The 19,479-nt window shown below is 72.8% G+C and carries 18 protein-coding genes and 1 tRNA gene; 11 read left to right on the forward strand and 8 right to left on the reverse strand.

Features of this window, described 5'->3' with window-relative positions:
- The first annotated feature begins 53 nt into the window (after positions 1–53).
- Entirely contained in the window at positions 54–743 is a 690-nt protein-coding gene (locus tag AB0G11_RS36020; RefSeq protein WP_357591207.1) for a response regulator transcription factor, read from the forward strand.
- Entirely contained in the window at positions 740–1,912 is a 1,173-nt protein-coding gene (locus AB0G11_RS36025) for a HAMP domain-containing sensor histidine kinase (RefSeq protein ID WP_219498617.1), read from the forward strand. Before AB0G11_RS36020 ends, AB0G11_RS36025 begins: the two co-directional genes overlap by 4 nt.
- A gap of 19 nt (positions 1,913–1,931) precedes the next feature.
- On the opposite strand, the gene AB0G11_RS36030 is transcribed toward AB0G11_RS36025, so the two are convergent.
- On the reverse strand, positions 1,932–2,333 hold the full coding sequence (locus tag AB0G11_RS36030) for a hypothetical protein (protein ID WP_219498620.1): 402 nt from the start codon (positions 2,331–2,333) through the stop codon (positions 1,932–1,934).
- A 273-nt stretch (positions 2,334–2,606) separates the two neighbouring features.
- On the opposite strand from AB0G11_RS36030, the gene AB0G11_RS36035 reads away from it, so the two are divergent.
- From AB0G11_RS36035 to mptB, 3 genes are all read left to right on the forward strand, one after another.
- Positions 2,607–2,954, forward strand: coding sequence for an STAS domain-containing protein (locus tag AB0G11_RS36035; RefSeq protein WP_082309855.1), 348 nt, complete (start codon positions 2,607–2,609; stop codon positions 2,952–2,954).
- Positions 2,951–3,670 (forward strand): glycosyltransferase family 2 protein, encoded by a 720-nt coding sequence (locus AB0G11_RS36040; protein WP_219498622.1) that lies wholly within the window; start codon positions 2,951–2,953, stop codon positions 3,668–3,670. Before AB0G11_RS36035 ends, AB0G11_RS36040 begins: the two co-directional genes overlap by 4 nt.
- Positions 3,671–3,744: 74 nt before the next feature.
- Positions 3,745–5,244 carry a polyprenol phosphomannose-dependent alpha 1,6 mannosyltransferase MptB gene (gene mptB, locus AB0G11_RS36045; protein ID WP_357591209.1) on the forward strand — a complete coding sequence of 500 codons (1,500 nt, stop codon included), beginning with the start codon at positions 3,745–3,747 and terminating at the stop codon, positions 5,242–5,244.
- Here mptB and AB0G11_RS36050 read toward each other — a convergent pair.
- Entirely contained in the window at positions 5,132–8,152 is a 3,021-nt protein-coding gene (locus tag AB0G11_RS36050; protein WP_357591211.1) for a hypothetical protein, read from the reverse strand. The two genes, mptB and AB0G11_RS36050, sit on opposite strands and share 113 nt — an antisense overlap.
- 60 nt (positions 8,153–8,212) lie before the next feature.
- On the opposite strand from AB0G11_RS36050, the gene AB0G11_RS36055 reads away from it, so the two are divergent.
- The 3 genes from AB0G11_RS36055 to serS are packed head-to-tail and all read left to right on the forward strand — an operon-like array spanning position 8,213 to position 11,663.
- Positions 8,213–9,436 carry a glycosyltransferase 87 family protein gene (locus AB0G11_RS36055; protein WP_219498641.1) on the forward strand — a complete coding sequence of 408 codons (1,224 nt, stop codon included), beginning with the start codon at positions 8,213–8,215 and terminating at the stop codon, positions 9,434–9,436.
- 2 nt (positions 9,437–9,438) lie between these two features.
- Positions 9,439–10,359 carry a prephenate dehydratase gene (gene pheA, locus AB0G11_RS36060; RefSeq protein ID WP_219498644.1) on the forward strand — a complete coding sequence of 307 codons (921 nt, stop codon included), beginning with the start codon at positions 9,439–9,441 and terminating at the stop codon, positions 10,357–10,359.
- A 41-nt stretch (positions 10,360–10,400) separates the two neighbouring features.
- A complete protein-coding gene (gene serS, locus AB0G11_RS36065) occupies positions 10,401–11,663 on the forward strand; it encodes a serine--tRNA ligase (RefSeq protein WP_219498646.1) in 1,263 nt (420 codons plus the stop codon).
- A 32-nt stretch (positions 11,664–11,695) separates the two neighbouring features.
- Here serS and AB0G11_RS36070 read toward each other — a convergent pair whose 3' ends face one another.
- Entirely contained in the window at positions 11,696–13,195 is a 1,500-nt protein-coding gene (locus tag AB0G11_RS36070; protein ID WP_357591213.1) for a hypothetical protein, read from the reverse strand.
- Between the two features lie 164 nt (positions 13,196–13,359).
- Complete coding sequence (locus AB0G11_RS36075; protein ID WP_043619750.1) at positions 13,360–13,563, reverse strand: cold-shock protein; 204 nt, start codon at positions 13,561–13,563, stop codon at positions 13,360–13,362.
- Positions 13,564–13,813: 250 nt separating this feature from the next.
- Between AB0G11_RS36075 and AB0G11_RS36080 the strand changes: the two genes are divergently transcribed.
- A complete protein-coding gene (locus AB0G11_RS36080) occupies positions 13,814–14,593 on the forward strand; it encodes an HAD family hydrolase (protein ID WP_357591215.1) in 780 nt (259 codons plus the stop codon).
- On the opposite strand, the gene AB0G11_RS36085 is transcribed toward AB0G11_RS36080, so the two are convergent.
- Together AB0G11_RS36085 and AB0G11_RS36090 are read right to left on the reverse strand one after the other, a co-directional pair.
- Positions 14,584–15,096, reverse strand: a complete 513-nt coding sequence (locus AB0G11_RS36085) for a bacterial proteasome activator family protein (protein ID WP_219498654.1) — start codon at positions 15,094–15,096, stop codon at positions 14,584–14,586. The two genes, AB0G11_RS36080 and AB0G11_RS36085, sit on opposite strands and share 10 nt — an antisense overlap.
- Before the next feature lie 5 nt (positions 15,097–15,101).
- Entirely contained in the window at positions 15,102–16,058 is a 957-nt protein-coding gene (locus AB0G11_RS36090) for an NAD(P)H-quinone oxidoreductase (protein WP_219498657.1), read from the reverse strand.
- A 112-nt stretch (positions 16,059–16,170) separates the two neighbouring features.
- Here AB0G11_RS36090 and AB0G11_RS36095 point away from each other — a divergent pair, with 112 nt between their 5' ends.
- Positions 16,171–18,147, forward strand: coding sequence for an AAA family ATPase (locus AB0G11_RS36095; RefSeq protein WP_357591217.1), 1,977 nt, complete (start codon positions 16,171–16,173; stop codon positions 18,145–18,147).
- A 1-nt stretch (position 18,148) separates the two neighbouring features.
- Here the strand turns inward: AB0G11_RS36095 and AB0G11_RS36100 are convergent.
- Positions 18,149–18,235, reverse strand: a tRNA-Ser gene (locus AB0G11_RS36100).
- A gap of 51 nt (positions 18,236–18,286) precedes the next feature.
- Between AB0G11_RS36100 and AB0G11_RS36105 the strand changes: the two genes are divergently transcribed.
- The gene (locus tag AB0G11_RS36105; protein ID WP_219498660.1) at positions 18,287–18,613 is read left to right on the forward strand and encodes an STAS domain-containing protein; all 327 of its coding nucleotides are present in this window, start codon (positions 18,287–18,289) and stop codon (positions 18,611–18,613) included.
- Here AB0G11_RS36105 and AB0G11_RS36110 read toward each other — a convergent pair.
- Complete coding sequence (locus AB0G11_RS36110; RefSeq protein WP_357591219.1) at positions 18,596–19,441, reverse strand: NUDIX domain-containing protein; 846 nt, start codon at positions 19,439–19,441, stop codon at positions 18,596–18,598. The two genes, AB0G11_RS36105 and AB0G11_RS36110, sit on opposite strands and share 18 nt — an antisense overlap.
- Between the last annotated feature and the right edge of the window lie 38 nt (positions 19,442–19,479).

Below are 19,479 nucleotides of genomic sequence, written 5' to 3' on the forward strand. Positions count from 1 at the left end.
CGAACCGATGACGCGGGTGCCGCCCGATCAGGTCCGCGCCGTACCGTGCAGGGGTGAGCACCCGAATCCTGGTGGTCGAGGATGATCCGACCGTGTCCGAGGTGGTCGCCCGCTACCTGGAGCGCGACGGGCACGAGGTCGAGTGCGTCGGCGACGGCGCCGAGGCACTGCGCCGCGCGCTGGCCAGCCCGCCCGACCTGATGGTGCTCGACCTGATGCTGCCCAAGCTCGACGGCCTCCAGGTGTGCAGGAAGCTCAGGGAGCGCTGGCCCGTGCCCGTGATCATGCTGACCGCGCTCGGCGAGGAGATCGACCGCGTGGCCGGGCTGGAGACCGGCGCCGACGACTACGTGACCAAGCCGTTCAGCCCCCGCGAGCTGGCGCTGCGCGTGCAGTCGGTGCTGCGCCGCGCCCGCGGCGCCGCCGTCACCGCCGGCACCGGCGTGCTCCGCGACGGCGACCTGGTCGTGGACGTGGGCGCGCACGAGGTCCGGCTCGGCGGCGAGTCGGTGATGCTGACCGCCCGCGAGTTCGACCTGCTCGCCTACCTGATGCGCAACCCCCGCCAGGCGTTCAGCCGCTCGGCGCTGCTCGACCAGGTGTGGGGCTGGTCGTTCGGCGACTCCTCCACCGTGACCGTGCACGTCAGGCGGCTGCGCGAGAAGATCGAGCCGGATCCGACCGAACCGCGAAGGATCGTCACGGTCTGGGGGGTCGGCTACCGCTACGAGCCGCTGGCATGACCGGCGACCTCGGCATGATCGTCGCCGTCACCGCCGGGCTCGGGCTCCTGGTGGCCGGGCTCGGCCTGGCCGTGATGGGCCGCCTGCGCACCCGCTCGATCGGCGTGATGCTGGCCGTCGTCGTGGTGGTCGCGGTCGTGGCGACCCTGGCCGGCGTGGTGGCGATCACCATGCGCATGATCCTCGAAGGCCCGGCGCGCGACATCGTGCTCAGCGTCGTCGCGGTGGGCGGCCTGGTGGGGCTCGGAGTGGCGTTCGTGCTGGCCAGGCGGGTGGTGGGGGAGAGCAGGCGGCTTGTCGCCGCCGTCCGCGAGGTCCCGTTCAGCGCGCCGCGCGGGCTGCCCGCCGAGCTCCAGACGATCGCCACCACCCTGGAGGAGGCGTACGCGCGCGAACGCGCCCTGGAGGGAGCCAGGCGCGAGCTCGTCGCCTGGGTCAGCCACGACCTGCGCACCCCGCTGGCCGGGATGCGCGCCATGGCCGAGGCGCTGGAGGACGGCGTGGTGTCCGATCCCGCGACCGTCGGCCGCTATCACGCCCAGATCCGGCTGGAGGTGGACCGGCTGTCGGCCATGGTCGACGACCTGTTCGAGCTGTCCAGGATCCACGCCGGGGCGCTGCGGCTGTCGCGCAGCGGGATCGGGCTGGCGGACCTGGTCGCCGACACGCTCGCCGGGGCCGAGCCGCTGGCCCGCGCCAAGGGCGTGCGGCTGACGGCCGAGGCGGGCGCGGCGCCGCCGGTCACGGCCGACGCCGGAGCCCTCGGCCGGGCGCTGCTCAACCTGGTGGCGAACGCGATCAGGCACACGCCGCCGGGGCGCGACGTCGTGCTGCGCGCCGGGCTCGACGACGGGCTGGCCTGCCTGTCGGTCTCCGACTGCTGTGGCGGGATCCCCGCAGAGGACCTGCCGCGGGTGTTCGACGTGGCGTTCAGGGGCGAGGCGGCGCGGACGCCGACCGCCGACGGCGGGGCCGGGCTCGGGCTGGCGATCGCCCGGGGCCTCGTCGAAGCGCACGACGGGACGATCGGCGTGGTCAACGAGGGGCCCGGGTGCCGGTTCGAGATCCGGCTCCCAGCGGGTTCGGCTACGGGTTCGGCTACGGCTGCGGCTGCGGCTTCGGTGGAGGGGGGAGGGCCCGCTCAGGGCGCCGTCAGGCGGGCTCCGTGAGGGGCCGGGGTGGGCGCCGTCAGGCTGACTCCGGGAGGGCGGACTCCGGAGGCGCGTTGAACGAGTCGGAAATAGCGCGGAATGTCGGGCAGGGCCAGCGCCACATGCAGCTCCGGCACCGCAGGATCGGATGCGCGGCGTCGCTGGTGATGCCCCCGGCGTCGCGCGGCTGGTGCAGGTCGAGCAGCCGGAGCCCCAGCTCCGAGAACCTCAGCAGGTCCTCCCGGGCGCCCGCCAGGAAGTCGAGGTCCACGCCCGCCAACCGGGTGCGGACCGGCACGTACCCCTCATGGTTGACCAGGCCGCGCAGGCGAGCGGCCTCGTCGTGCCACGAGGTGGCCTTCTCGGAGCGGATGAGGATGGCCTCCAGGTGTTCGCGGAGCCTCTGACGCTGCGGATCTTCGAGTCGGTCTGTGTTCATGGACGATCGGGCCCGCGGGTTCCAGCCCAGCCCCTCCTCCTGTGTGAAGTGGGGCCGTCGCCGGACCCCAAGGTTTCGCACCGTCAAGTTTCGCGTACTCTCCGTCGCCGTGGAGCCCAAACGGCGACTCTCGTACGACCTCGCGGCCGGCGGTCAAAGTCTCTCGCGAGCCTCGGCCAAGAACCCGTCGTTTCCCGGCGTCGCTCCATACCGGTCGTCGCCCTATCGGCGTGACAACGTGACCCGGGGCGCTCGCGCCGCTAGCCTGCCCATGTGGAGCTCAAGGTCTCGACTCGATCACATGCCGGCCACGCACTCGTCGTGATCGCCGGTGAAATCGACCTCTATACGGCACCCCACCTGCAGTCGGAGTTCACGCGACTGCTGCAGGAGGGGCCCAGCCGCGTGGTCATCGACATGTCCGCCGTGGATTTCTGCGACTCCACGGGGATGAACGTGCTGCTTTCGGCGCTCAAACGGATGAAGGAGCAGGGAGGCGCGCTCGACGTCGCCGCCCCGCGCCCCGCCGTGCGCAAGATCCTGCAGGTCACCGGGCTCGACTCGGTGTTCACCGTGCATGACGAGGTGCCGCAGGAGTTCCTCATCGCCGAGGGCTCATGACGGCCGACACGGCGGTGGTCGTCCCGGCCAAGAACGAGGCCGACCGCATCGGTCTCACCGTCGAGGCGGCGCTCGGCCTGCCCGGCGTCGACCTCGTCGTGGTCGTCGACGACGGCTCGACCGACCCGACGGGCCGGGTGGCGCGCGCGGCGGGGGCCAGGGTAGTCCGCCACAGCCGCAACCGCGGCAAGGCCGCCGCGATGGAGACGGGCGCCGAAGCCGTCCGGCTTCTCGACGGCGAGATCCCGCGCCACCTGCTGTTCCTCGACGCCGACCTGGCCGGCACCGCGCAGGCCGCGGCCCCGTTAATCGAGCCCGTGCGCACCGGCGAGGCCGACATGACCATCGCGGTCTTCGCCACCAGGGTCAAGCTCGCCGGCCACGGCATCGTCGTCCGCGTCTCCCGCGACGGCATCCGCCGCGCGACCGGCTTCGAGGCCACCCAGCCGCTCAACGGGCAGCGCTGCCTCACCCGCGACGCCTTCGAGGCGGCCCGGCCGCTGGCGCACGGCTTCGGCGTGGAGACCGCGCTGACCATCGACCTGCTGCGCAAGGGCTTCCGCGTCCGCGAGGTGGAGGTGGAGATGGCCCACCGGGCGACCGGTTCCGACTGGCGGGCGCAGCTCCACCGGGCCCGGCAACTGCGTGACGTGGCGCTGGCCCTGGCCAGCCGCGAGCCGGTGGTCGCCGACAACCTCGCCAAGCTGCGGCGCTGATCGTCCCCGTCACGTTTTCCACAGGCTGGAGATCGGCGTCCGGGCGGGCGTGGCGAGTGTGCTGGAATTTGCGGGTGACTTCCGAGACCCGGAGTGCCGGGGCCGCCGCCGCGCCGGCCGCCACGCCGGTGGCCGTCCTGGCCACGGCGGCGATCGTCGCGTCGATCCTGCTGACGATCACCATCGGTCTTCTCGGCCCGTCCGCTCTGGTGCCCGCGCTGACCGGCGCGGCCTGGCATCCGCCGTTCTCGCTGTCCGCCGCGCCCGATCCGCACCTGGTCGTCGCGATGGCCGCCGCCGCGCTCGTCCTGGGCGCCGCCGGGCTGCTCGCCGGGCTGAGCGTCCTGCCCTCGCGCGCGGGCGTCGCCCGTCCTCTCGTCGCCCGCCGTCTGGTGGCGCTCGGCTGCGTGGCCGCCGGGGTGCTGGCGTTCCTGCCGCCGTCCGGCTCCGGTGACCATCTCAACTACGCCGCCTACGGGCGCATGCTCACACTCGGCCTGAGCCCCTACTCCCACGGCGCGACCGACCTGCCCGGCGACCCGATCGCCGACGCGGTCGAGGAGCCGTGGCGGGAGGAGCCCAGCGTCTACGGGCCCGTCGCCACGTTCGTGCAGGCCCTGGCGAGCTGGGTGGGCGGCGACTCCCTGCGCCTCACGATCTTCGTTCTCGCGCTGGTCAACGCCGCCGCCTTCGTCGCGACCGGGCTCCTGATCGACCGCTTCACCCGGCACGACCCGGCCAGGCGCGTGCGCGCCGCGCTGCTGTGGACGGCCAACCCGCTGCTGCTCTACCAGCTCGTCGCGGGCATGCACGTCGACACGCTGGCCATCGCCTGCGTGGTGGCCGCCCTGCTGGCGAGCGGCCTGCCGTCCAAGGGCGGCGCCCTGGCCACCGGCGCGCTGCTGGGGCTGGGGGTCGCCGCCAAGGTCAACGTCGGCCTCGTGGCGCTCGGGCCCGCGTGGGAGATGCGGCGGCGGCCCGGCCGGCTGGCCCTCGTGGCCGGGATCGCGCTCGCGGTGGTGATCGCCGGTTACGTCCTCGTCGGGGCCGAGGCCGTCGGGCCCGTGACCCGCACCAGCAAGTCGATCTCCCACGCCTCGCCGTGGAAGCTCGTCCAGGGCTGGCTGCAGGAGATCGTCGGCACCGGCAGCGCCTACCGGAGCGAGATCCAGATCGGCTCGCTGCTGCTGCTCGCGCTCATCGCCTGGTCGCTGTTCCGGGCGACCCGGGCGGCGCGCGGGCCCGCCGGCGAGAGCGCGGCGGTGGTGGCGCTGGTGCTGGTCGTCGCCTACCTCTTCGCCTCGCCCTACGTGCTGCCCTGGTACGACGGGCTGGCGTTCGGGGTGCTGGCACTGGTCGCCGCGTCCACGCTCGACCGGTTCCTCGTCGCCCACCTGCTCGTGCTGTCGCTGGCCTACCTGCCGGCCCGGGTCTACGTGCTGCCCGACGACCTCGAATGGCTCAGGAGCGTCGTGCGCGGCCAGGTGACGCCGTGGGCGCTGCTGGCCCTGACGGCGGCCCTGCTGTGGTGGGCGCGGCGAGCTGCAAGGCCCTTACACACGCCGCGAGCGTGAGCGGCACCGCCACGGTCAGCGCCATGGCCGGGATGGCGATGCCCGAGTCGTTCATGAGGAAACCGATGAGCGCGCACGTCAGCGCGCCGAACAGCCCCGCACGCAGCGTGGGCGCCAGCGCGTACGCCTGGCCGAGCGCCGAGGCGCCCCACCGCGACGGCCGGTTCAGCACCAGGAAGAGGAAGGCCAGCGCGACCAGCGACAGGAGGGTCAGCGACCAGTTCCCCACCGTGACGCCCACCATCGCCCCGAACTTGCGGGCCACCACGGTCAACGCCTGACCGTCGATGATCTGCTGGACGAACGTGCCCAGATGCGTTCGCTGGCTGTCCGGGCGCAGCCAGTCGAACACCGCGATCGCGCCGATCAGCACCGCCCCGGCCAGGCCCACCAGCAGCAGCTTCACGACCGACACCCGGCGTCCCGACAGGAGGATGAGAAACACCGCCAGCCCCACCACGAACGCCGGCACCCCGCCGAAGTCGGCACCCCACGACGGCCACCCGTCGGCGAACACCGCCAGCCCGCCGTACGCCGCGCACACCGCCATCACCACGACCCGCGGCGTCCCCCGGCCGTTCAGCCACTGCGCCACTCCGGCCAGGGCCAGGATCGTGCCCGTCGCGTAGATGGCGAACGCGATGTTGCTGAAGCCGTAGAAGCGGCCGCCGGTGACGGGCTCGTAGCCGGACACCGCGTTCACCTGGAGGGTGGAGCCGGTCATCACGTCCACCAGCATCGCCACCGACGTCACGGCCGCCACCACGGTCAGCGGGCCCAGCACGTGCGCCCGCCACGGGCCCGCGAACGCCAGGCCGGTGATCAGGGCGGCGGTGGCCAGGATGGTGCCGATCAGCGCCGTCATCGGCGCCCCCAGGCTCCACCACGGGACCAGCTGGGCCAGGAACGTCGACACGGCGATGGCGCCACTCACGACGGACACCACCTGCACGGCCACCAGCAACCGTGAGGCACTGGCCACATCGATCCCCCCGGCCGCCCGGAGCCCACTGCCGGTGGCGTGGGCCGACCGCCCGCCCTGGGCCGCTCCCGGAGACGCCGGGCGGCCTGCGCCCCCGGCCTCTCCGCCCTGGGCCGGCTGGTCTGCGGCCGCGGCCTCTCCGGCCTGGGCCGGGTGGTCTGCGGCCGCGGTCTCTCCGGCCTGGGCCGGGTGGTCTGCGGTCCCGGCCTCGTCGCCCTGGGCCAGGGGGCCTGCCATCCCGGTCTCTCTGACGTGGGCTCGGTGGTCTGCGGTGCCGAGTTCTTCGGTCCGGGCCTGGTCGGTTTGTCGGGTGGGGTGTCCGGCTTGTGTGGGGTGGCCCTCGGGGGTGGGGGTGCGGCGGCGGCGTAGGGCCAGGGCGGCGAAGGCGTAGAAGAGGAGCTGCACGGCGACGAAGACGGCGAAGAAGGGGCCGCGGACCTCGCGGAGGACCTGGCTGGCCAGGTCGGCGTCCGCCAGGCCGGTGACCGTTTCGGCCGGGGTGGCCGCGGCGCCGTTCGGTTGCCAGGGGCGGCCGACGACATGGCGCGGGTGTTCGGCGCCGGTGAGCTGGATGGCCGTGGCCGTCAGGTCGGAGATGGTGACGAGGGCGTCCTGGCGGGTGGAGGTGGCGGTGAGGTGGCCGGGCCCGTACGGCTGGCCGGTGGGCGAGGGGCCGGCGGCGATGGCGACGTGCAGGTGGGCGCTGGGGGTGACGTCCGAGATGCCCGCGACGAGGGTGGTGAAGCCGGGCGGGAGGGTGGCGAGGAACGCGCCGATCCGGGCGTCGGCCTTGGCCACGGCGGCGTGGCGGGTGGCGGCGGGCATGGCGGTGGGGACGCCGTACTGGTCGAGGGGACGGTGGGACCAGGCGTCGGCGAGTTCGGGGGCGTCGAGGACGATCAGGGTGTAGGCGGACGGGTCCGGGAGGGCCTCGGGGGTGTCGGCGTATCGGGTGATATTTCCCGCCTTGTCGGCGGCGGCGAGCGCGGCTCCCGGCCCGATCGCGGCCGTCCTGCCCCCGGCGTCGGCCACGGACTGGCCGAGGGTGCCGAGTTGGGCGGCGTACCCGGTGTCGGCCTGGTGGGCGGACAGCTCGGCCCAGCCGGGGACCGCCGCGCCGCCGTCCGCGGTGGGCCGGGGGGCGGGGGTGGGCGGGCAGCCCTTGCCGGGGGTGCCCGCGCGCTGGCCCGCCGAGACGGTGAGCCAGCCGGCGACCGGGCAGGTGATGCCGCGGTCCGGGGGCGGGACGGCGCGGGTGGACATGGAGGCGGAGGCGCCCTGGGTGACGAGTTTCCACAGGTTGGGGGTGCGGGACTCGTCGAGGTCGCTCCACTCCAGGCCGGGGACGCCGATGAGCGCCACCCGGCCGGGTGCGGCGGTGGCCGGTGCGGTGGTGGCCGAGGCGGGTGCTGCCAGGACGGTGGTGAGCATGAGGGTGAGCAGCAGGGCGGCCAGTGTGCCGAGGGCCGGTCGCCGTGCGCCTTGTGCGCCGCTTCGCCGTACCCGTTGCGCCGACCTCCGCCGTACCGCGTACTCGCCGCACCGGCGCAGGGGGAGGTCGCGCCCGTGCCCGGGGAGGTCGTGCCAGCGCCCGGAGAGGTCGCTCTCGTGCCCGGGGAGGTCGCGCCGGTACTCGGGGAGGTCGCGCCCGTGCCCGGGGAGGTCGCCCCGGTACTCGGGGAGACCGCGCCCATGCCCGGGGAGGTCGTGCCAGCGCCCGGAGAGGTCGCTCCCGGGCTCGGGGAGACCGGGCAGGCGCCCAGGGAGGTCGCTCAGGCGCACGGGGAGGGCGTGCCGGTGCCCTGGAAGGTCGTGCTGGCGTGCGGGGAGACCGCGCAGGCGCCCGGGGAGGTTGTGCTGGCCTTCCGGGAGGTCGCGCCCGTGCTTGGAGAGGGGGGAGGGCGCGCGGAAGGTGGCTTGCGGCATGTGCGGAACCCCCGGTGTTGGCGCGCTCGGTGAACAACAGCCACGGTAACGTGCCACACCGTGACGAGTGTCGAGGCGCCGTGGCGGCGGCAGTGGTGGGCGTGGGCCGTGGCGGTGCTGGTCGTCGCGGCGGCTGTGACGCCGCTGGTGCAGCACTGGCTGACGAACCCGGACGACCAGCGCCTGGTGGACCTCGACGTCTACCGTACCGGCGGGCGGATGCTGCTCGACGGGCGTCCGGTCTACGACTATTTCACCCCGGCGCCGCAGTTGCTGCCGTTCACGTACCCGCCGGTGGCGGCGATGATGGCGGCGGGCCTCGCGGCGATGTCGTGGGAGACGGCGCAGTGGGCGTGGACGGCGGGGATCTTCGTCACGCTGGCCGTGGCGGTGGGGTTCGCGTTCCGGCGGGTGCTGGGCGGCAGGTATGCGCCGTGGGTGTTCGCGTTCCTGATGGTGGCGTGCACGTACCTGATGCCGATCCGCGACCAGGTGCGGTTCGGGCAGGTGGACATCCTGCTGGTGGCGCTGTGCCTGGCCGACTGCGTGGCGCGGCGGCCGTGGTGGCCGCGCGGGTTCCTGATCGGGGTGGCGACGGCGGTCAAGCTGACGCCGGGCGTCTTCCTGATCTATCTGCTGGTGACGCGGCAGTGGCGGACGCTGTTCATGGCGTCGTTCGTGACGGCGTTGCTGACGTTGCTGCCGTTCGCGGTGGTGCCGCAGGACGCGGTGGACTTCTGGTTCGGGGCGCTGCTCGACTCCGAGCGGCTGGGCGCGAACGCCGCCACGACGAACCAGTCGATGCGCGGCATGCTGATCCGCCTGTACATGCCGGACGCGCTGACGACGGTGATCTGGCTGGCGTTGGTGGCGGTGGTCGGGTGGTACGGGTTCCGCGCCGCGCGTGAGGCGTACCGGGCGGGTGACGGGGTGCGCGCGGTGGCGCTCGTGGGGCTGATGGCGGTGCTGCTGTCGCCGGTCGCCTGGATCCACCATCTGGCCTGGGTGGTCGTGGTGCTGGGGGCGATCGTGGGCGACGGGCGCGATCCGGTGCGCCTGCGGGTGGCCGCGGGGGTGTGGCTGTACTACGTGGTGCCGGTCCCGTGGTGGGGGGTGTCGCTGAAGGCGGCGGAGATACCGGTGGTCAGCCCGGTGCTCGGCAAGATCGTGCAGAACGGTTTCGGGCTGGGGGCGCTGGCCCTGGTGTGGCTGCTGGGCTGGTGGCTGCCGAAACGGCGTTCCGAAATACCCGACGCGGCTCGTCAACCTGCGGATACCCTGTGAGTATGCCCAGACTCGCGTATCTCGGACCGGAGGGGACCTTCACCGAGGAGGCCCTGCGGCTGCTGGAGCCAGGGGCCGAGCGCCTGCCGTGCGCCACCGTGCCTGCCGCGCTCAACGCGGTGCGGAGCGGCGAGGCGGACGGGGCCGTGGTGCCGCTGGAGAACTCCCTTGAGGGCGGCATCACGACGACGCTCGACGAGTTCGCCTGGGGCGAGCCGTTGCTGATCACCGCCGAGCTGCTGCTGCCGGTGCGGTTCTCGCTGCTGGCCAGGCCCGACACCGAGCTGGTGCACATCAAGCGCGTCTACACGCATCCGGCGGCGATCACGCAGTGCCGGGCGTTCGTGTCGCGCGAGCTGCCCGACGCGGTCGTGGTGTCCGCGCCGTCGACCGCCGCGGCGGCCCAGGAGGTGTCGCTGCCGGGCTCGCCGTACGACGCGGCCATCGCGGCGCGCATCGCGGGCGAGCACTACGGCCTGGTCGAGCTGGTGGGCGACATCGGCGACCGGTCCGACACCGTGACCAGGTTCGTCAGGGTGAGCAGGCCGGGCCCGCTGCCCGAGCCGACCGGCTCCGACCGCACGACGCTGGTGGCTTTCCTGGCCGACGACCATCCGGGCGCGCTGCTGGAGATGCTGACCGAGTTCTCGGTGCGCGGCGTCAACCTGAGCCGGATCGAGTCGCGGCCCACCGGCAACGGCATCGGCCGCTACTTCTTCCACTTCGACTTCGAGGGTCACGTGGCCGACGCGCGGGTGGGGGAGGCGATCTCCGGGCTGCACCGCATCTGCGGCGAGGTGCGCTTCCTGGGCAGTTATCCGCGCGCGGACGGGGTGGCGCCGCAGATCAAGCGGGGCACCGCCGACGCGGAGTTCGCCGAGGCGGCGGGCTGGCTGGCCCGCGTCCGCGCCGGCGAGGTCTAATCCGGGAGCGGGTGAGGGGCCCGCGCCGGTAGCCTTTCCTTGTGATTGACCTGCGTACCCTTCGTGAGGATCCCGACCGGCTACGGGCGTCGCAGCGTGCCCGCGGTGAGGACGACTCCGTCGTCGACACGCTGCTCGCGCTCGATGAGCGCCGCCGATCCGCGCTGACCTCGTTCGAGGCCATGCGCGCCGAGCAGAAGAGCATGGGCAAGTCGGTCTCCAAGGCGCAGGGCGAGGAGAAGGCCGCGCTGCTCCAGCGGGCCAAGGAGCTCGCCTCGCAGGTCAAGTCCGCCGAGGCCGAGGCCGAAAAGCTGGCCGGCGAGCTCGACGAGGTCCTGCAGACGGTGCCCAACATCGTCGAGGAGGCCGCCCCGCCCGGCGGCGAGGACGACTACGTCGTGCTGGAGACGCACGGCGAGCCCCGGGTGTTCGACTTCGAGCCGAAGGACCATCTGGAGCTGGGCGAGCGGCTCGACGCCATCGACATGGAGCGCGGCGCCAAGGTGTCCGGCTCGCGGTTCTTCTTCCTCAAGGGCGTGGGCGCCAGGCTGCAGCTCGGCCTGCTCAACATGGCGATGCAGCACGCGATCGAGCGCGGGTTCACGCCGATGATCACGCCGGTGCTGGTCAAGCCGGAGACGATGCAGGGCACCGGGTTCCACGTGGCCCACGACAAGGAGATCTACCGTCTGCCTGACGACGACCTCTACCTGGTCGGCACGTCGGAGGTGTCGCTGGCGGGCTACCACGCGCACGAGATCATCGGCGGTGACGAGCTGCCGCTGCGCTACGCGGGCTGGTCGTCGTGCTTCCGCCGCGAGGCGGGCTCCTACGGCAAGGACACCCGGGGCATCATCCGCGTCCACCAGTTCGACAAGGTCGAGATGTTCTCCTACGTGCGTCCCGAGGACGCCGCCGCCGAGCACCAGCGGCTGCTTGAGTACGAGAAGGAGATGCTCGCCAAGATCGAGGTCCCGTATCGGATCATCGACACGGCGGCCGGCGACCTCGGCATGTCGGCGGCGCGCAAGTTCGACTGCGAGGCGTGGATCCCCACGCAGGGCCGCTACCGCGAGCTGACCTCGACCTCCAACTGCACCGAGTTCCAGGCGCGCCGGCTCGCCGTCCGCTACCGGGACAAGGACGGCAAGCCGCAGCATCTGGCCACGCTCAACGGCACGCTGGCCACGACCCGCTGGATCGTCGCCATCCTGGAGAACCACCAGCAGGCCGACGGCTCGGTCGTGGTGCCCGCCGCGCTGCGCCCGTACGTGGGCCTGGACGTGCTGGAGCCCGCCAAGTAGCCCATCGACCGGCTGACGGCCCGCGCGGGCCGTCAGCCGCGTCCTGGGAGCGTGTACGCGTCCGGCCGCGGCTCGCGTGCCTCCAGCAGGGCGCGTCTGCGCAGCGTGACGAGCCCGGCGGCGGCGGCGCCGACGCCGAGCAGGGCGGCGGTCGCCAGGGCGAGGCCGTAGTCGTCCACCAGGCCCACGCTCCACGCCCTGAACGGCGCCGCCACGCCCAGCCCGACCGCAACGCCCACCGCGACCGCCCGCGACAGGCCGCGCCGGCCGAGGTGCGCGTCGGTGATCAGCGAGGCGGCCACGATCACGGCAGTGAGCAGCAACGCGCCGCCGAGTACCGAGGTCATCACCGGCGCCGGGTTGTTGCTGATGAGCACGTGCCGCTCCATCTCGGACCACTCGTCGTACGGCCACGGCCCCAGCAGCACCACGCCGGCGCCGCCGAGGATGACGGCGGCCAGGGGGCGGGTGCGCCGCAGCGGCCGTACCACCTGAATGGCCAGCCCGGCCAGGGCCGCCAGGACGGCGGCCAGCGCGGCGACCCGCATCTCGCCGGAGACGTCGGCGGGCCGGCTCAGCGGGATCGCCGCGGCGTCCGACAGCTCGCCCTGGGGCGTGAGGCCGAGCCGCCGCCAGGCCCCGTCGGCGTCCTTCACGGCCACGCCGTCGCGGCCGTTGGCCACGACGACCACGTGCCCGTCGCCGTGTTCCTGGACGGCCAGCGACCTGGACACGATGGGAGCGCCGTCGGAGAGGGCGCGTTCCAGCATCTTGACGCGCCCCGGCGACACCTCCCAGCCGGGGTTCCACGTCGCGCCGCCGTCGCCGGAGCGCATGACCTTCATCGCGCCCTCGACGATCTGGTAGCAGTGCTCGCGCAGGCAGGCGGCGCGCTGGCCGGGGCCGAGCTCCTGCCCGTCCCATGCGGGGCCGATCGGCGGCTCGTCGCCTTCCAGAGCGGCCGACGCCCTCTCGCTCTCCCAGTCCGTCCACGTGCGCCCGCCGTCGGAGGACGCCAGCGGGCCCATGGACTCGCCCGCGACCACGATGGAGTCGTCGCGCACCACGACGACGTGGGCGGCCGGGGGACCGGGCGCCGCCGAGGTGGCGGTGACGGCGAGCACGGCCAGCGGCATGGTGGTGATCACGAGCCAGCGCCGTGGGACGCCCGTGAGGCTGCGCCGCCGGATCCACCACGCCAGGCCGAGCGCCGGCAGGGCCAGAAGATCCGTGGGATCGGCCAGGACGCGCGACGGGCCCGCCACGGTTGTCCAGATATGGGAGGCGGCCTCAGCGCCCGTCTCCGTCGTTTTCACGAGCGTGAAGAGCACACCGGTCAGGAGTGTGGCCGCCAGATCGGCGCGGCGGCACAGCAGGAGGGCCACCAGAGGCGGCGCGACCACCAGCCCGGCCACGTCGCTGAGCTTGCCCGTGACAGGGCTTGACCAGGCGTGTTTGAGCAGGTGGTCGTTGAGAAGCAGAACGAGTGCCGCGACGAGCGTCGCGGGGTGCGATAACCACGCATGCCTCATATATGGCTTGATGTCGCGAAAGGCCGCGTGGTTCGGCGGGGATGTGAATCGAGTCACATCCGTGATCAGCCCGGGATCGGCACGGGATCGGCCGGGGCTCAGTCCGGAATGCGAAAGGCCGAGGCCCGCTGGAAGCGAACCCCGGCCTGTCTCGCTGCTACAGGTCAGATGGCACGGACCTGGGAGGCCTGCGGCCCCTTCTGTCCCTGCGTGATCTCGAACTCGACCCGCTGGCCGTCTTCAAGGCTGCGGTAGCCGTTGCCGACGATCTCGGAGAAGTGCACGAACACGTCCGGCGCACCGCCGTCCGGGGCGATGAAGCCGAAGCCCTTCTCAGCGTTGAACCACTTGACGGTTCCCTGAGCCATAAAAGCTCTCCCTCAGGATGTGAATCTATGGGACCCACACCTCGTGGGTCCCGGTGTGTCGTACAGCAAGCACCCGGGGTGGCTCAGACAATGTCATGCTGGTTTTCACTACGGGATCAGCTAATACAACGCCTCCACATCTAACACCATTCTGGCGCGTTGGTGTTCCCGTCGGTAGGAAGATTTCTGGCCGGTCGCATCACCGGGCAAACTGGAACCTGTTATGTACAGCCTTCCCGCGCCGCGTCTAGTGGCCACCGACCTGGACGGCACTGCCCTGCGTACCGACGGAACCGTGTCTCCCCGCACGGCTGCCGCGTTCGCCAAGGTGGAGGATGCCGGAGCCATGCTCGTGTTCGTGACCGGGCGGCCGCCCCGCTGGATGGGCGGCGTGGCGGGCGCGTTGCGCCACCGTGGCCTGGCCATCTGCGCCAACGGCGCGCTGATCTACGATCTGCATACCGAACGGATAGTTGAATCTCACCTCATCGACGCGGAGGTGCTGGAGGAAGTCGTCGCTCAGCTTCGAGCGAACGTGCCCGAACTCGCCTTTTCGGTCGAGTATGAAGGCGGTTTTGCGCACGAGTCAGATTTCCCGCTCGGGAGCTGGGACCGCAAGGCCGTCCAGGGGCTCGACGCCGGCTGCGAGACGCTCACCGGGCGCCCCTGCGCCAAGCTGCTGGCTCTGCACCCCGAGATGGACCCCGACACCCTCCACGCGACCGTCCAGGGCCTCGTGGGCCATCTGGTGACCGCCACCCACTCCAGCGGCCGGAGCCTCATCGAGATGAGCGCCCACGGCGTCACCAAGGCCACGGCGCTGGCCACGCTCGCCGAGCGGCACGAGATCAAGGCGTCGGAGGTCGTGGCGTTCGGCGACATGCCGAACGACCTGCCCATGCTGAGCTGGGCAGGCACGTCCTACGCGGTCGCCAACGCGCACCCCGGCGTGCTGGCGGCGGTCGACCATGTGACCGAGGCCAACGACGACGACGGCGTCGCGCGGGTGCTGGAGGAGCTTTACAGGTAGGGGCCGGAGCCGTGCGGCCGCGGCTGGTCCTCACCCTGCGGCACGCCGGGCAGCGCCCTGCGCATCTGCTCCAGCTGAGCCCTGGCGGCCATCTGCTGCGCGAACAGCGTCGTCTGGATGCCGTGGAAGAGCCCTTCGAGCCACCCCACGAGCTGGGCGTGCGCGATGCGCAGCTCGGCGTCGCTGGGAACCGCGCCGTTGTCTTCGGTGAAGGGCAGCGACAGCCGCTCCAGCTCCTCGACCAGCTCCGGCGCCAGGCCGTCCTCGAGCTCCTTGATGGAGGACTCGTGGATCTCCTTCAGCCGCTTGCGGCTGGCCTCGTCGAGAGGGGCCGCGCGCACCTCCTCCAGGAGCTGCCTGATCATGCTGCCGATGCGCATCACCTTGGCGGGCTGCTCGACCAGGTTGGTGACCGACCGCTCTTCCTCGCCGTTATCGCCCTGACCTTGGAAGTCGGGGCCCACCACCACGATGTGGGGGGTGTTGTTGTCCTCAGCATTCATACGTCTCACCGTACTAGCAGGATCTTCCCGACGTGCTCCCCGGAATCGACCATTCGATGCGCCTCGGCGGCGTCGGACATCGGCAGCTCGGCGTACACGACAGGGCGCACGGCCCCGGCGCTGACCAGCGGCCATACGTTGTCGACGACGCTGCGGACGATGGCGCCCTTCTCGTCGACGGGCCGGGAACGCAGCGTGGTGCCGTGGACCGAGGCGCGCTTCGCCAGCAGCGCGCCCAGGTCGAGCTCGGCCTTGCGGCCGCCCTGGAGGCCGATGACGACGAGCCGCCCGCCCGTACGCAGTGCCCGGATATTTCCGGACAGGTACTTGGCGCCCATGATGTCGAGAATCACATCCGCCTCGACCTTGTCCGCGAAGTCCTCCTCGCGGTAGTTGACCACCTCGTCGGCGCCCAGCTCCCTGACCCGCTCGGCCTTGGCCGCCGACCCCACCGTCGCCGCCACCCGCGCGCCCAGCGCCTTGGCGAGCTGCACCGCGAACGTGCCGATCCCACTCGCCCCGCCGTGCACCAGCAGCGTCTCGCCGCGCCGCAGCCGCGCCGTCATGAACACGTTCGACCACACCGTGCACGCCACCTCCGGCAGCCCGGCGGCCTCCACCAGCCGCACGCCCTGCGGCACCGGCATGACCTGCTGCCACGGCACGCTCACGCGCTCGGCGTAGCCGCCCCCGGCCAGCAGCGCGCACACCTCGTCGCCGGCCTTGAACTGCTCCACGTCCGCGCCGACCTCGGCCACCACGCCGGACACCTCCAGCCCCGGGTAGGCCGGCGCGCCGGGCGGCGGATCGTAGCGGCCCATGCGCTGGTGCACGTCCGCCCGGTTGACCGCGGAGGCCGTCACCTCGACGAGCACGTCGCCGCGCCCCGGCCGCGGATCCGGCACCTCACGCCATTCCAGCACCTCTGGCCCGCCGCTGCGGGTGATCTCGATGGCTCGCATGCGATCCACGGTAACGGGGCAGAGAAGTTGTGGGTTGGCGGCGTTACCCTCCACTCTTGACGTTAACCTGCGAAGTATTTGCTGCCCCTTTAGACCCACAGGGGGGAACACGGTGGCAAGGCACGATCGGGAAGAATCCCTTGAGGAACAGCTGGCCTGGCTCGACGCCATCAAGGAGACGGAAGACGCTCCGGTCAAGGTCAGCGCGTCGTCGGCGTCCGCCGACGACACCGCCGTCGTGTCGCCGTACCCGCAGGACCCGTGGCTCGCGGTGCCGCAGCACGACACGCCGCCCCCGCCGCTGTTCCGGGCCGCGGTCGACTCTGTGTACGGGGCCGCCGCGGCTGAGGAGCCGCCGCCTGCGCCCTCGGCCGGGAGTGAGGCGGGGGAGTGGCCGGACCAGGCCGAGCCCGCTGCCGCCCGTACGGTGTCCGCCGACGAGGCGTTCATGGCGCCGCTGCGGCCGCTGCCCCGGCCCGAGGAGCCGGCGCCGGAGCGGGCCGAGGAGCAGACGGAGGAGAACCTGCCCTGGCCGGCGCCCCCGGCCTGGCGGCCCGCGTCCCGCGAGGACACCGCGCCCCAGCCGGCCGTCGCCGACACCCCGCCGTCCGACGACGCGGGCGAGCCGGACCCCGAGACCCATGACCGCCCGGTCTGGACCCCCGACCGGACCGAACCCGACCGCCCGGATCCGGCCGACAGCCCCGGCTGGGGCTCCGGCGAGCACGACCGGCCCCAGCGGGGCGGCTGGGCGTCCGAGAAGCAGGACCAGGCCGAGAGGCTCGGTTGGGGCTCCGGCGAGCATCAGCAGCCCGAGGAGCCCGGGCGGGGTGATTCGGGCGCTGGGGAGCGTGAGCTGCCCGATCGCGTCGGCTGGGGGGCCGCGGAGCAGGAGCGGGCGTCGGAGCCGATCCGGCTGCGGTGGGGCTCGGGCGAGCACGCGCGGCCCGAGTGGCCCTCCGAGGCCGCCGACCGCCCGTTCGGCGGCCAGGAGCGCCCAGAGCGTCCAGAGCGTCAGGAACGCCAGGAGCGTGCGCAGGAGGCCGTGGAGCCGCGGCACCGGCAGGCCCCCGAGTTCCAGCGCCCGGAGCCGCGCCGCCGCCCGGCCCCCGCGCCGGTCTTCAACGCGCCGCCGAAGCCGCCCGTCACCGGCAGGCCCACGGCCGACAGCCTCGATCCCGAGACCCTGCTGCGCGGCCGCCGCAACGCCCCGTCCAAGGGCTGGCGCCGCCTGATCTACAAGGCGTCAGGCGGCTGGATCAAGCCGGGCGAGCCCCCGGAGGTCAGGCGCCGCCGCGCGCTGATGGCCAGGGCCCGCACCCCCGTGGCCGCAGGTCACCACCGGGTGGCGGTGCTGAGCCTGAAGGGCGGCGTCGGCAAGACCACGACCACGGTCGGCCTGGGCGCGACGCTGGCGCAGATGCGCGGCGACCGGGTGATCGCCATCGACGCCAACCCCGACCGCGGCACCCTGTCGGACAAGCTGGAGCTGGAGACGTCCGCGACCGTGCGCGACCTGCTCAACGAGCGCGAGCAGGTCAAGCGTTACGTCGACATCAGGGCGTTCACGTCGCAGGCGCCGTCGCGGCTGGAGGTGCTGGCGTCCGACCGTGACCCGTCGGTGTCGGAGGCGTTCAGCGGCGCCGACTATCAGGCCGTCTCGCAGGTGCTGGAGAACTTCTACTCGATCTGCATCACCGACTGCGGCACCGGCCTGCTGCACTCGGCCATGGGCGGCGTGCTGGGCCTGGCCGACCAGATCGTGCTGGTCAGCTCGCCCTCGGTCGACGGCGCGCGGGCGGCCTCGGCGACGCTCGACTGGCTGGAGGCCCACCACTACGGCGGCCTGGTGCGCGAGGCGACGGTGGTGCTGTGCAGCGTGAGGCCGCGTTCGAAGTCGGCGGTCGACATCAAGAAGCTGGAGGCCCACTTCGCCGCCCGCTGCCGTGCCGTGATCCAGGTGCCCTACGACCCGCATCTGGAGGAGGGCGCCGAAATCGACCTGGACCGGCTGCAGGAGGACACGCGGGAGGCGTTTCTGCAGGTCGCGGCCAGCGTGGGCGACGGCTTCGCGGGCAGCCACGAGTAAGCGGAGGGTGTGGGATTCGAACCCACGAGGCCATCGCTGACCTGGCCGCTTTCAAGGCGGCTGCACTCGTCCACTATGCGAACCCTCCAGTGCGCACACCACGATAGCGGCTGCGGTGGCGCCGGTGTACGTTCAGGAGGTGGCGGATCTCAGCGTCGAGGTGGAGCGCGGCGAGGGCGTCATCGTCGTGCGCCTGGCCGGCGACCTCGACAAGCTGACGGCCCCCCGGTTCAAGGAGCGGCTGGCCGACCTGCCCGCCGAGGGCCGGTTCGATCTGGTGGTGGACGCGCTCGGGCTGGAGTTCTGCGATTCGAGCGGCCTGTGGGTGCTGGTGGAGCTGCAGCGGGCGGTGGGCGCGCACGGCGGCGGGCTGCGCCTGACGGGCGTGCACGGGGTGCTGCGCCGCGTGCTCGACGTGACCGGGCTCAAGGCGGTCTTCGACGGGGTCCTACCGGCCCAGCTGTGAGAGCAGCCAGCGCGGTCCGGTGGTCTCGGCGCCGAGCTCGGTGACGCGGTCCTTCAGGGCCCGGTCGGCGGTGACGACGAGCATCCGCTCCCACCGTTTGGCCCGGGCCACCACGTCCACGATGGCGTCGTCGCCGTTGCCGGTGGCGGCGACCACCTGGATGCCGGGCATGTCGGGCACGCCCCTGGCGGCGCCCTCGACGACCGCCACCATGCGCGGGAACCACTGCGCCAGCACCGGATGGTCCAGCCGCAGCCCCGCCACGTCGTGCAGCAGCCGGGTGGCGGCACCGAGTCGGTCGTTCCACCAGCCGTGCTCGTGGCGGGCGCCGACGATGTTGGCCACGTCGAGCACGACGGTCTCGGGGCTGATCGCGCCCTGGATGTCGTCCCACGTCTCGGCGAACCCGGGATGCAGCTTGCGCCCCGGCACCTCGGGCAGCGGCACCCAGCGCAGCTCGTCGCTCTCGCCGTTGGCGCACACGGCGGCCAGCCGCTCGGCCGACTCGGCGATCACGGTCTCGAACTGCCAGCCGCCGTGGTCGTCGAGGTAGACGCCCTGGACGCGCAGCCCGTCAGCGGCGAGCGCGGCTTCCTCGTGGGCCTCGCGCAGCGCGGACGCCACGGCGTCCTCGTGGCTGTCGCGGGCTCCGCCGGGCAGGCCCCAGGTGCCGCCGTGGTGGCTCCACCAGGACCGCTTCTGCATCAGCACGTGCGGGGTGCCGAGGTCGTCATGGTGCACGGCCAGGAGCCCGGAGGCGCCGTGGAGCCCCCAGTGCCGGTGGCCTCGTCCGCATTCGGTCCAGCCGTCGCCGTCCTTGTCCGCCATGTCGAAATTGTCGCAGCCTTCGCTTGAGATGACGTGGT

The organism is Nonomuraea sp. NPDC023979 (genome assembly GCF_040639085.1).
GTDB lineage: Bacteria > Actinomycetota > Actinomycetes > Streptosporangiales > Streptosporangiaceae > Nonomuraea > Nonomuraea ceibae.